At 63.6% G+C, this 12,590-nt stretch carries 8 protein-coding genes; 3 read left to right on the top strand and 5 right to left on the bottom strand.

Annotation, left to right across the window (positions count from 1 at the left end):
* Nucleotides 1-4 precede the first annotated feature (4 nt).
* Nucleotides 5-943 (bottom strand): alpha/beta fold hydrolase, encoded by a 939-nt coding sequence (locus tag J4D99_RS13710; protein WP_208132290.1) that lies wholly within the window; start codon nucleotides 941-943, stop codon nucleotides 5-7.
* A 197-nt stretch (nucleotides 944-1,140) separates the two neighbouring features.
* Between J4D99_RS13710 and J4D99_RS13705 the strand changes: the two genes are divergently transcribed.
* Complete coding sequence (locus J4D99_RS13705; RefSeq protein WP_309509586.1) at nucleotides 1,141-1,689, top strand: gluconokinase; 549 nt, start codon at nucleotides 1,141-1,143, stop codon at nucleotides 1,687-1,689.
* Nucleotides 1,690-1,693: 4 nt separating this feature from the next.
* Here J4D99_RS13705 and J4D99_RS13700 read toward each other — a convergent pair whose 3' ends face one another.
* Nucleotides 1,694-2,554: a hypothetical protein gene (locus J4D99_RS13700; protein ID WP_208132289.1), complete on the bottom strand. Its 861-nt coding sequence runs from the start codon at nucleotides 2,552-2,554 to the stop codon at nucleotides 1,694-1,696.
* Nucleotides 2,555-2,759: 205 nt separating this feature from the next.
* Here J4D99_RS13700 and J4D99_RS13695 point away from each other — a divergent pair, with 205 nt between their 5' ends.
* Nucleotides 2,760-4,919, top strand: coding sequence for a hypothetical protein (locus J4D99_RS13695; protein ID WP_208132288.1), 2,160 nt, complete (start codon nucleotides 2,760-2,762; stop codon nucleotides 4,917-4,919).
* An 11-nt stretch (nucleotides 4,920-4,930) separates the two neighbouring features.
* Here J4D99_RS13695 and J4D99_RS13690 read toward each other — a convergent pair whose 3' ends face one another.
* Both J4D99_RS13690 and J4D99_RS13685 read right to left on the bottom strand, forming a co-directional pair.
* Complete coding sequence (locus J4D99_RS13690) at nucleotides 4,931-7,057, bottom strand: TonB-dependent receptor family protein (RefSeq protein ID WP_208132287.1); 2,127 nt, start codon at nucleotides 7,055-7,057, stop codon at nucleotides 4,931-4,933.
* Between the two features lie 80 nt (nucleotides 7,058-7,137).
* Nucleotides 7,138-7,770, bottom strand: a complete 633-nt coding sequence (locus J4D99_RS13685) for a DUF4241 domain-containing protein (RefSeq protein ID WP_208132286.1) — start codon at nucleotides 7,768-7,770, stop codon at nucleotides 7,138-7,140.
* Between the two features lie 294 nt (nucleotides 7,771-8,064).
* Between J4D99_RS13685 and J4D99_RS13680 the strand changes: the two genes are divergently transcribed.
* Nucleotides 8,065-10,542, top strand: a complete 2,478-nt coding sequence (locus J4D99_RS13680) for a TonB-dependent receptor (protein ID WP_208132285.1) — start codon at nucleotides 8,065-8,067, stop codon at nucleotides 10,540-10,542.
* A 63-nt stretch (nucleotides 10,543-10,605) separates the two neighbouring features.
* Here the strand turns inward: J4D99_RS13680 and J4D99_RS13675 are convergent, their stop codons facing one another.
* Entirely contained in the window at nucleotides 10,606-12,483 is a 1,878-nt protein-coding gene (locus J4D99_RS13675; protein WP_208132284.1) for a chloride channel protein, read from the bottom strand.
* Nucleotides 12,484-12,590 lie beyond the last annotated feature (107 nt).

Genomic DNA, 12,590 nt, shown 5'->3' with positions numbered 1-12,590 from the left:
CTTATTACTTAACGGCCACGGTAGGCTGCTTCAAAAAGGCGTCGGTCTGACTGAAAAACAGCTGCGCGTCGTCGTACATCACGAAGTGCTTGCCGGCCTCTGACATCACCAGCGTGTGGTGCGGCACGGGCGCGTATTGCAGGTCAAACACCTGCTGCACGCCGGCCTTGGTGGCGCCGTAGGCGGCGTAGCCCGCCCAAGTGCCCAGCACCAGCACCGGCTGCTGAATGCGTGCCACCGCGGGCCGCAGGTCGGTAGTATACATATCATACATGGCCTGGCCGGTAGTGGCGGGGTCCGAGGCCTGGCCCCAGCGAGCCACCTGCGTGATACGGGCCGTGTCGGAAACCATGCCGGCTGTCATCTGGCGGCGGGCGGCGAAGGGTAGCTGGCCCTGGCGCATCTGCTGGCGCATGAGCTCGGCCTGCGGGCGGGTGTTCTCAACGGTGGCGGTGGGGTTTTGGGCCACGGGCAGGAAGGGCAGCGAATCCACAATTTCGAGCGGGCCGAGCGCGGTGGGGTCAGTGGCAGCCATCCACAGGGTCAGGAAGCCGCCCAGGCTGTGGCCAATCACAACAGGCCGGTTTAGCTTCTGCGCCTTCACGTAAGCCAAGATTTGGTCGCGCACGTCTTGCAGCAGGTGGGCCGATACCGGCTGCTGCGGGGCCACGCTGCCAAAGCCCGCCAGCGTTATCACGTGGCACTGGTACTGGCCGCGGTAGCGGGCCACGGTTTCGTCCCACACCGCGCCCGTGCAGTTGAGGCCCGGAATGAGCAGCACTGGCCGGCCCTTGCCCACCACCTGCACCACAAAGCTGGGGTGCGCAGCGGGCGCCTGGCTAGGGGTAGCCGGGATAGTTTGGGCCGACGCGGGCCGGCTGGCGAAGGCTGCAACGAAGCTCAGCGCCAGGGCGCAGCGGCGGAAGGGAAGGGCAAACGACATGAGGCAGGGGGCAAAAGTGAAAGAATGCCTCAAACCTAGTGGCGCGATTGCGCCCCCAAAACCCTGGCCCGCACGAACGGTAACAGCGCCCGGCGAGCTGCTAAAAAGCACCCTTGAGCGGACCAGCCGCCCTGAGCCGCACCGCAGGTGGCTAGCCATTTTAAAAGCCCGGCCGTATGTTGGGCCATGCTTAGTTTGTGTTCCACCTCTACTACTCCTTGCGCCCGCTCATGACCCAACCTATCATCCTCATCATGGGCGTATCGGGCTGCGGCAAAACCACCGTGGGAGAGCTGCTAGCCCAGCGCATCGGCCGGCCATTTTACGACGGCGACGACTTCCACTCGGCCGCCAACGTGGCCAAGATGGCCGCCGGCCACCCCCTCACCGACGCCGACCGGGCCGAGTGGCTAGCCACCCTGGCCAAGGACTTTGGCCAATGGGAAGCTGCTGGCGGCGCCGTAGTGGCCTGCTCGGCCCTCAAGGAAAGCTACCGCCAGACCTTGCAGGCCGGGGCTAGCCTGCCCATCGGGTGGGTATTGCTCGATGGCGACCCCGCCGTGCTGCGCGCCCGCCTCGAAGGCCGCCAGGGCCACTACATGAAAGCCGATATGCTCGCCTCGCAGCTGGCTACCCTGGAGCGCCCTAGCTACGGCCTCAAGCTCAACATCGAAGACACGCCCGAGCAGCTGGTGCAGCAGATTATCGACCAGCTGCACCTGACGCCCACCGCCTCGCAGGCCTAGCCGCCTACCAAAACGTGCGCGAAATGCCCACGGTGAGGTAAAAAAAGGAGGTGTCGTAGCCGCCCGCCGGCACGTGCAGCGGCACCAGGTAGCTAGGGGTGGCTGCTATACTGTAGCGCCCGGCCGCCAGCGTAATGGGCACCGAAAACGTGTAGCCCAGCGAGCTGAAAGCCGGCGTGGCTGGCTCTACGCTCTTGGTCACGATGCCGCGCCGCTTGCTGCGCACCTGGCCGGTAGTGGCCAACGAGGAGGCGTAGAAGTGCTGGCTGCCGGCCCCAAACTCTACGGTGGGCTCGATGCTGAGCGTATCGTGGGTTAGCACGGGCAGCTTGAACTGGTGGCTCAGGTCGAAGGTCAGGACTACGTCGTGGGTGCTGCCTACGAAGATATCGGCGCTGGCGCTGGCCGTCACGAGCCCAAAAAACTGCGTAACGCTGGCGCTGAAATCGTTGCGCAGGGAACTTTGCACCAGCGCGCTCTCGCCAGACACAAACAGGTGCGTGTACTGCACCGTCCAGTAGGTGTCGGAGTTGCTCACCGACTGCCAGCCCGCCATCAGCTCGCCGTAGTTGATAAACGGCTCGTGCAGCGTTTGGAAGCTATACGAATGGTTGAGGTAGAGCGAGCCGATAAAGCCACTCGGCGCCTGGTAGGTGAGGGTGGTGCTCAGGTAGCCTTTGTCGTCTTCGGGCATGGGCGCCCGCTGCAAATACGTGGTGCGCGTGGCCGAAGTAAAGCCTAAGGTGAGCCGCGGCGGGGCAGTAGGCTGGGTGGTCAGCGAGTCGGGCGGCAGCAGGGCAGTAGCCGAGCCTACGTGGCTAGCCAGCAAGGCCAGCAGCAAGCTGCTAAAAAATGCGCGGGGCATGAAAGCAAGATAGGAGAGCAGAAAAAAGGCAATGTTCGGCGGCAAAGCATGGGGCACCGATGAAGCCCGCCGCTCGCTACGCTAAAACTACGCGCTGGCTAGGATGCGCCGGCGGCTTCAAGGTTTAACTACCCAAAAAAAGCGCGGCCGTGTTGGCCTGTATCCTTCTTTGGGCGGACCTTTGCCCCGCTATTCGTGCTTCCTCATGCTGAAAAAATACGGGCTACTAACGCTGTTTTTGCTGCTTGCCGCCGGCTGGCTAGCCCCCGGCAGTGCCCGGGCCCAGGGCTCGGCGCCCACTACGCCGCTCTTGCGCAGCTTCTCGCTCACCTTCGACACGGTGCGCTACAGCCTGGGCGAGCAGATGCTGACGGTGGCCGGCGAGCCGCGCCTCTACTTCTATTACCACAACGACGACCAGGTGGCCGAACTGCGGCTGGTGCCCGCGCAGCCCGGCCGCCGGCCGCCGCGCCTGCTGCCCTCGCCCGATTTCGTGCTGCAAGACTCGCTCGTGGCGGGCCCCACCGGCGAGTACCGGGGCATGCTGCACTTTCGCAACCTCACCGGCGCGCCCTTTGTGCGGCTGGCCTTTGCCCCACCCGCCGACTCGGCCGGGCAGCCCGCCCGCGCCCAGCAGATTGTGAGCCTGCTGCCCCTCACGCGCACTACCCTTGATGCTCGCCTGGCTAGCCCCGAATTATTCATCGGGGAAGAGAAAGTGCTGGAAGTGAGTACCAACAATGTAGCCAATGTGCGCGTCAGCAACGAGTGGACGAAGAATCAAGACATCGACTACAAGCTGACGCGGGAGAAAAACGGCTTGTTTTTGCACCTCGTGCCCAACACGCTCGGGGCGCACACGGTGCTGGTGCGAGCCCTGGCCGAGCGCCCGCATCTCGACGGCGCCGGCCGCCTCACCTACCAGCTGCCGCCGCTGCGCCTCGACTTTGTAGTGAAGGCCAGCCGCCTGCGCTTCCTCACGGCCGAGCGCAAAGACGTGACCTACGACGACGCCGGCCGCAGCCAGGGCAGCGAGTTTGTGCTCGACGATGGCCACAACTTTGAGCTGCACCGCACCTACCGCGTCGAGGCCCAGCAAGAGCCGGGCGGCGCGCTCGTGGCCGAGCTGTACACCCGCAGCTACTTATCTAATGACCGGGTGCTGTGCCAGTTGCGTGTCTATAATACCCACCGCCAGGCCGATGGCTACCTCTTTATCAAAGATGGCGACGTGGCCAAGTACATCACCAACTTTGACATTACGCCCCGGCCGCGCATTATGAACATCAGTGTGCTGCACCGGGGCGGCGACTGGGGCGGCAACACTACCGTGAGCCCCGGCGAAACGGTAGACGTGCGCCTCGAAGGGGAGTCGCTGCTGAAAGGGCGCTACCACTTCGACGGCGCCAACATCATCCCCTCCGACTCCTCAACGCGCTCCGAGAAGGTCGTTATCTACCGGGTGCAGGTGCCGCTGAGCAGCGTGCGCAAGCGCATCGTGGTATTCGACGGCAGCACCCCCACCGACTACGGCCTGAACGTGAAGGAGGCCCAGCGGCCCCACCCGCTCAACTTCGTGCAGGTGAACTACGGCAACGGCCCGCATCCTGCCACTCAGCTCAACGGTCCCATTCTCTACGACAAGACCATCCCGGACGTGGTGTTCAGCTTCAACACCAACGCCATCGATGAGAGCGGCAACCTCTACGGCCGCCAGTACCTGACGATGGATGTGCGCACCGTGGACGACAAGGGTAACCTCATCGACCAGCGCTCGGTTGACCAGCTCGTAATCTGCCCCGGCGAGTCGTCGCCGCGCTACGCCTATTACCAGGGCAACGACTGCCAGGTGGGCAATTTCAGCCTCAACAGCCTGCTAGGCCGCAAAACCTACGACCTCGACGCCTGGTATCGCATCATCATCACCGTGCACCACGATGCCCGGCAGTATGGCAGCAAAGGGTTTTCGCAGCAGATAGAGCTGGTGCTGCGCCGCCACGTCAACTTCGACATCAGCGTGAGCTTTCCGGCCGGCCTGCTCACCAAATACGCCGGCCAGTCGAGCTACACCAGCTTCGGCGGCATCAGCCTGGCCACGCTGGCGCAGCTCAGCTTCTACGCCCCCGACCGCATCAACCGCCTGCGGCCCTACCGTATCGGCGCCGGCTTTGTGGCGCTTAATGCCTTTAATCTGTCGAATGATCAGAGTGTGCAGCGCGACCTAGGCATTGTTATCATTGGTTCGGTGGTGCCGGTGCGCACGGGGGCGCGGCTCACGTTTCCGCTTTATCTGGGCGGGGGCTACCTGCTCACGCAACGCTTGCCCTTCCTGCTCTTCGGGCCGGGCATCGGCGTTACGTTGTAGGCTAGCCCCCGCTACCAGCGCCAGCCCGCCAGCACCCCAGCGTAGTAGTTGCGGCCCGGCGCGGGCTGGAAGTACCGCCCGCCAAAGGCGTTCAGGTCGTTGCCGAGGCTGTAGCGGCGGTCAGTAGCATTTTCCACGCCGCCGTACACATCGAGGCTGAGGCGGCCGGCCAGGGTGCGGCGCCAGCCCGCACGGCTGCCGAAGACCCAGTAGCCGGCCGCATAGTCGGTATTGGCGTCGTTGAGCGGAATGTTGGCTTGGTGGCCCACGGTTGGGCTGAGGTAGACTCCAAGTTGCTGGCTGAAATCCAGCCCCGCACTGAGCGTGTGCGGCGCCGTGCCCGTGAGCTGATTGCCGCCGTACTGCTGCCCCGTGGCCGACTCGTAGCTGCCAAAGCGAAACCGGTTGTAGGCGTAGCTGGCCCACAGGCGCAGGCCGGCCGCCGGGCTAGCCCCCTTGGCGGGCGCGGCGGGCTGCCACAGCCAGCCGCTGGCTGCTACCTCGGCCCCGCGCTGGTGGGTGTCGCCGGCATTGGCAAAAAGCTGGATGCCCTGCGCATTAGAGCGCGACACGATGGTATTGCGCAATTCTAAATCAAACACGGCCACGTCGAACGTAAGCCGGCCGCCCAGCAAAGTACCTCGGCTGCCCACCTCGTAGCTAGTGCCGCGCTCGGCCTGCAAGTCCTGGCTGATGGTGCCATCGGAGGGCCGCAGCTCGGCCTCGCTGGGCGGCGAAAAACCGGTGCTCACGCTGGCATAGGCCGATATGTTAGCCGAAAGCTCCTTGAGCAGGGCTAGCCGAGGCGACACCTGGGGCTGAAAATCGCGGGCCACGCCGTAGCCCGCGGGGTTGGTGGCGGCCGACGAAATGCGGGCTATCTGGTAGCGCAGGCGGTTGTAGCTGGCTCCGGCCGTCAGCAAAAAGCCGGCGGGCAGCTCGTAGTCGGCCTGGACAAAGACGAAGCCCGTGCGGGTCGTTATCTCGTCATCATAGCGCAGGGTAGTAGGCACGCCGCCCACGTTGAGGTAGCTGCGCGAGTCGGTAAACGACGCCTGAAACTCACCGCCGCCCTGCACCCGCAGCGTGCGCCCCGCCAGCAGGCCCCGGTAGTTGAGCGCCACCCGGCCGCCGCCCCCCAGAATGGCATCGCGCTCCCAGTCCACGAGGTAGGGGGTAGCCACGTGGGTGCTGCGGCCATACACCGTAGCCGTGCTGCGCCATTTATCCGAAAACCGGTACTCGTGCGTAATGCCCAGCAGCCCAGTCTGGGAAGCGTAGCTGGCTTGTTGCGTTACCGTGCCGGGCGCCGCGGGCGTGCCCGGCCGCGCCTGCCGTGGGTCCTGCTCGTACTGCGCGCGGGTGAGGCCGCCCGGCAGCTGGTAGTAGAGGTCGGTATAGAGCGCGTGCACGGCCAGCGTTTGCCGGTCAGAAGGCGAGGTCTGGCCATCCACGGCAAACACGTCGCGGCGCAAGGCGCTCTGCTCGCGGTAGCCGTGCAGCTGCTGGTGGGCGTATTGCGCCCGCCAGTAGTCACCGTTGGCCTTGCTGGCCTCGGCCGAAGCCGTGAAGCGTCGCAGCCCATACGAGCCCACCGAGTAGCCTATTTGCGCCTGGCCCTGGCCGGCCGCCCCCGTGGGGGTAGGGCGGCGGTTTTCGAGGCGCACCACGCCGCCCGTTCCGGCCCCGTACACGCTTCCCGCCGGCCCCTTCAGCACCTCAATGCGCCCGAGCTGCGCGGGGTCTAGGATATTGAGCGGGCTCGTACCATTCGCCTCCGTGAAAGGAATGTCGAAGTAGTACAGCTTCACATTGCGCACCCCAAATGGTGAGCGCAGCGTACTGCCCCGCACGCTGATGCGGTAGCTGCCCGTGGCTCGCTCTTCCAGCCGCACGCCCGGCAGCGTATTCACCGCCGAGGCCAGCGAATTCTCATTAAAGCGCTGAATAATCGTGTTGTCGAGTACACTCACTCCGGCCGCCGTGCGGCGCAGCGGCAGCCGCTGGCCGTAGCCCACCACCGTAGCGGCGGGCAGAGCGTGGGCATTAAGGGTGTCGGGAGCACCGGGAGCCTGTTGCGCCGCCAGGCGCAGGGCCGGCGTGGCAAACAGGGCTAGCAGCAGGTAGCGAAGCAGCATGAAGGCGTGGCGAGGTTGCTACGCCAAACGGCCAAGGTGGGGTAGGGGTTTGCAGGAGATGCCGCGTGCAGTAGATTTCGCTACCAGACCACCAGACCAAAATCGGTCAATAGCTGACAAACGCGGCCTTGCGCATCAAAGCCGATATATGTAGCGTAGCAGCCGTCGCCAAATCCGGTGAGGAAAGTAGCCAGATTACCAGCGCCAAAGCTGTAGATGTATCCCTTGTAGCCTGGCTGTTCGGGCTTCCGCATAAATATCTTATCCCAAGTGGCTTGGCTTTGCTCCGCAAGGTGCCGATTCGTGACAGAATTAATAAAGGCACCCATGCCAGCATCGACGCCGTAGCAATAAAAGGAGCTGTCTTTCAAGGCAAGCGGCTTCTCGCCGGGCAGCCGTGCAAGCTCCCACTTGGCCACACGGGCAGTGGAGAACAAAACGCGGGCAAAGCCAACCCGCTCATCATTCGTCAGCTTGGCTAGGGCCAACTGCACTGGAAAGCTACCTACTGGGAAACGCTGGGTAAATGCTGGTCTATCGGTTAATACGATAGGGTCGCCGGCTACCAGCTTGCCACTCAAACTGGTTAGCCTTCCGAGGTCGTAGGTGCTAAAAGTGTACCTAGCAGAGTCTTGCTTGATGATAGCTCCTTTAAGAAAAGCCGCCCCAAATACTTTTGGAAAAGCCAAGCTGTCAGCAACCTTAGGTAACAATATAGTGCCAGGCTTGGGCGGAACACGCGCGGCTAGTTGAGTAATAGCGGGAGTAGTGGGGCTGCTACAGGCTACTGCTGCAGCCAGGCTGCTCAGCAGTATGCAGTTGTTAAAAGACCGCATATAACTTGAAATAGAAGGCCCAGCAACCGGAAAAATAGCGCCGCCCCATTGCGAAAGACGTCCTGCTGTGAGGCAAAAGTAGCAGCACCCCCGCTTTGGCTTGGTGCGGCGGTCGCCGTCCAAATCGCCACAGAATCGGCCGGTAGTTTTGGCGCCTGTTAAGGATTAGTCATGTTGTTTGTTGAAAGAATTGCCGGGCCGCTAGCCCTGCTGGCGCTGCTGAGCGTGCCCGCGCTGGCCCAAACATCCGCCGGCGCCGTGCGCGGCACGCTGCTCGATGCCGCTACCGGCCAGCCGGTGCCCTTTGCCTCGGTGGTGCTGCTGCACCTGCCCGACTCCACGGTCGTGGCCGATGCCCAAACGACCGAGGCCGGCGTTTTTGCCCTCGAAAAACTGCGGCTAGGCGCCTACGTGCTGCGCGCCAACGTGCTAGGCTACCGCGTGGGCCGCCGCGCCCTAAGCCTGACCACGGCCGCGCCGGTGGCGCAGCTCGGCAGCCTGCGCCTGCGCCCAGCCGCCACCCAGCTCACCGAAGTAGTGGTGCAGGGCGAGCGCCCGCCCATCACCACCGACCTCGACAAGCGGGTGGTGAACGTGGCCAAAGACCTCACCGCCGTGGGCGGCACCGCTACCGATGTGCTCCAGAACGTGCCCTCGGTGGCCGTGGACCAAACCGGCGCCGTGAGCTTGCGCGGCAAAGCGGGCGTCACCATCTTCATCGACGGCAAGCCCACCGGGGCGGCCGGCGGCGCGGGCGGCGGCAGCCTCGACCAGATTCCGGCCAGCAGCATCGACCGGATTGAGGTCATTACCAATCCTTCGGCGCGCTACGACGCGGCCGGCTCGGCGGGTATTATCAACATCATTCTCAAGAAAAACCAGCGCGACGGGCTTAATGGCGTGGTCGCAGGGGGGGTAGGGACGCGCGATAAGTACAACACTTCCCTGACCCTCAACTACCGCAAGGGCAAGCTGAACCTCTTTGGCTCGTATGATTTCCGGCGCGACCAGCGCTTCACCAACGGCAGCCTCGACCAGACGACCACCGGCCCGGTGCTCGACCCCGCCACCGGCCAGCCCACCGCCGACTCGCACACCCTATACCTGCGCCAAAGCCGCGACGGGCTTTCGACCCAAATCTCGCACGCCGTGCGCCTGGGCCTGGAGTACGCCCTACCCCACGACCAAACCCTGACCCTGGCCGCGCAGCCGCGCTTCAACATCTACCAGAATGACGAAGCCATCTTGTCGCGCCAGCAGGACCAGACCCTCAGCCAGCCGGTGTACGTGGGCAGCAGCGACCGCCAGAACGCCAGCCTGGGCCACAACAACTCCGCCGATTTTACCCTCGACTACCGCCGCGTGTGGCCCGCCAAGCCCGGCCGCGAGCTCACGGCTGGCGCCGTGTACACGCCGCTTTCGGCCGACAATGCCCTAGCTGCCGACCTGCGCTACCTCGGCGACGGCGCACGCGCTACCCAGCAGCAAGTCTTCCATACCTACCTGCACCAGGGCGCGGCGCAAGTCGATTTTACGCAGCCGCTAGGGGAGAAGGGCCGCTTCGAAACCGGCCTTAAGAGCATCTGGCAGCGCTCCGACAACCGCTACGACTTTAGCAGCACCAGCCCGGCGCTCACGCAGCAATCGGTTTTTCTGTACCAGGAGTATGTGCAGGCGGCTTATGCCAGCCTGGGCGGCGAGCTGGGTAAGCTGCACTACCAGGGTGGCCTGCGCCTGGAGCAAACCAACACCCACGGCCTGCAGCAGCAAACGGGGGCAGAGTTTAGCCGCAGCTACCTCAACCTGTTTCCGAGCGGCACACTGGCCTACGACCTGCCGCGTGAGCAGCAGCTGCAGCTCAGCTACTCGCGCAGGGTGCAGCGCCCCAACCAAGGCGAACTCAACCCGTTTCTCGACCGCTCCGACCCGCTAAACCTGCGCGCCGGCAACCCCGCGCTGCTGCCCGAGTATGAGGGCCAGACCGAACTGGGCTACCAGAAAGGCTTTGCCAACAAAGCCTCGGTGGCCGTTACGGGCTTCTACAGCCTCGAAACGCAGACCATTACCAGCTTCCGCCAGGTTATCAGCGACCCGCTCACCGGCAACCAGGTCACGAGCACCAGCCGCCTCAACATCGGCCAGGAAACCAACTACGGCCTGGAGCTGGTGGGCTCCCTACCCCTCGCCGCGTGGTGGAAGGTGAGCGGCACGGCCTCGGCCTTCCGCCGCCTCGTGCGCACCACGCTACTGGCCTCCGACTACACCAACAGCAACATCGTGGGCACGGCCCGCCTCAACTCGACCTTCACGCCCGCCAAGAAGTTCGACATCCAGGTGTCGCTCAACTACCGCTCGCCGGTGGTTACGGCGCAGGGCCGCCGCCTCACGTCGTTCAACACCGACTTGGCCGCCAAGTATACCTTCCTGGCCCAGGACCGCGGCACGCTCACGCTGCGCGTGTCCGACGTGTTCAATACGCTGCAATTCAACTTCCTGGCCTACGCGCCCGGCCTCGACTCGCAGAGCTACAATAAGCGCGAGTCGCGGGTGGCCTTCCTTAATCTTAGCTACCGCTTCGGCCGCGATGGCGAGGCCGCCAAGTCGAAGCGCAAAGAGGAAAAGGAGGACGTCGGGCGGGGGTTTGAGTAGGAGGTAGCCTTTTCTATTTAGCTAAAAGCGGTTTCGCACCACGGGTGTGAGCTATGCTGCCGCTTACTGTTTCTGAAACAAGGCTTGGCCTCGCAGCAGCACGCGCAGAGTTTTGCGCTTAAGCTGAATATGCGGGCCCCGCATACCGTCATCTTCGAGGCGGTTTTTGTAGGCCGCCAGAATGTCGCGATACGAAATCACGCCTTTTACCTGGGGTAGGCCACCAGGCGACACCACGGGCAGCACATCCACGTTTTCGCGGGCCATGCGCTCCACGGCCGTGCGCAGCGAGTCGGTGGCCAGCACGGCGGCCGTGCGCGGCTGCAGCAGCGTGCTAATGGGTGCGCTGTCATCGTTGTGCCAGCCCGCCAGTGTCACGAGGCTAACGATACCCGCAAAGCTGCCATCCGGGTTCATGGTGACCAGGTGGGGGGTAATGCCCTCCAGCTCGTGCTCGCTCCACTCGCGTACTTCGCCGATGGTGTTGTCGGTGCTGATGGCCATCATATTGCTTTGTAGCACTCGCTCCACGTTCACTTTGTCGAGCAAGTCAGGCTCGTAGTCGACGGGCGTTTTTACGCCGCGGCGGGCTATTTTCTCCGTCATAATCGTGTTGCCCATCAGCAGAAACGACACCAGGTAAGCGCCCGTGCAGGCGCCCAGCAGCGGCAGCAGCGCCTCAGCCTGGCCTGTCGACTCGACGGCAAAGACGATGGACGTAAGCAGTGCCCGCGAGGCACCCGCAAACATGGCTGCCATGCCCACCAGCGCCGCTAGGGGCAGCACAATGTCGGAAGCGGGAATGAAGTGCTTGATGGCTAGCCCCATCAGCGCCCCAGCTGCTCCCCCAATCGTGAGCAGCGGAGCCAGTGTGCCGCCCGACGTGCCGCTGCCCAGCGAGATAGCCCACGAGGCAAACTTCAGGAAGCACAGGCCCAGCAACAGGCCTAGTGGCGCGTGGCCCGACAATATGGACGAGATATTTTCGTAGCCTACCCCCAGCGTGTGCGGCGCAAAGTACCCGATGACGCCCACAGCCAGGCCGCCCAGCGCGGGCCACCACGCCCAGTGCAGAGGTAGCTCTTCAAACAGGTCCTCGATGAGATAAACCAGCTTGGTTACCCCAACCGAAGCCAGGCCTATCAGCAGCCCAATGATGCTGTAGGTGGCTAGCGCGCCGTTGCTAGGGGCCGCCAGGGCGGGCATCTCAAACACGGGGCCCTGCTCGAAAAGCAGATGGTGGCCAGCCGCGCCGGTAATGCAGGCCAGCGCTACTGGCAGCAGCGAGCGGGGCGAAAACTCAAACAGCAGCAGCTCGATAGCCAGGAACACGGCCGCGATAGGGGTGCCAAAAATGGCCGACATACCCGCCGTGGCGCCCGCTGCCAGCAGCACTTTGCGCTCGTGGTGCGTGATGGTGATAAGCTGGCCCAGCGTGGAGCCCAGGGCACCACCCGTGGCGATAATCGGGCCCTCAGCCCCGAAAGGCCCCCCGGTACCGATGGCAACTGCCGCCGATAGCGGCTTGAGGTACATAATGGAAGGCTTGATGCGACTCTGATTGGTCAAAATTTGCTCCATTGCCTCCGGAATGCCGTGGCCCCGAATAGCCTTAGAGCCATACAGCGCCATGAGGCTAACGACCAAGCCGCCTATCGCGGGCACCACAATGACCCACAGGCCCAGGTGGTTATCGGCGGGGCTATGGTAAGCCAGGGAGGCTTCCCCGTGAAAAACGAGGTTGGTAACCAGGTTAATCAAATAAACCAATGCCCGCGCTACTACGCTGATACTGAGGGCCACCAACACCGCCAGCGCCGAAATGCGAATCAACCGCTGCTTGTTGGGTGCCACCCGCGGCCGCACGCCGTCGTCGGCTAGGGTAGCATCAAGAGATGGCGCAATGGGTATGCCCGTGTGGACTAGGGTAGGATGTCGCATAACACAAAAGTCTACGTAAGCCCAGTACTTAAAGATGAAGACCACTTGATTGACTGCACTAAGCGGCACCTTGCTCGTAGCAGCACCGGCAGATAATGAATCGGTTA

The organism is Hymenobacter sp. BT559, from assembly GCF_017571525.1.
GTDB classification, from domain to species: Bacteria; Bacteroidota; Bacteroidia; order Cytophagales; family Hymenobacteraceae; genus Hymenobacter; species Hymenobacter ginsengisoli.
This window is presented reverse-complemented; position numbering and strand designations above follow the sequence as displayed.

Coding starts and splice junctions, on each gene's coding strand:
- J4D99_RS13710 (WP_208132290.1), bottom strand. CDS start 943: ATGTCGTTTGCCCTTCCCTTCCGCCGCTGCGCCCTGGCGCTGAGCTTC.
- J4D99_RS13700 (WP_208132289.1), bottom strand. CDS start 2,554: ATGCCCCGCGCATTTTTTAGCAGCTTGCTGCTGGCCTTGCTGGCTAGC.
- J4D99_RS13695 (WP_208132288.1), top strand. CDS start 2,760: ATGCTGAAAAAATACGGGCTACTAACGCTGTTTTTGCTGCTTGCCGCC.
- J4D99_RS13690 (WP_208132287.1), bottom strand. CDS start 7,057: ATGCTGCTTCGCTACCTGCTGCTAGCCCTGTTTGCCACGCCGGCCCTG.
- J4D99_RS13680 (WP_208132285.1), top strand. CDS start 8,065: ATGTTGTTTGTTGAAAGAATTGCCGGGCCGCTAGCCCTGCTGGCGCTG.
- J4D99_RS13675 (WP_208132284.1), bottom strand. CDS start 12,483: ATGCGACATCCTACCCTAGTCCACACGGGCATACCCATTGCGCCATCT.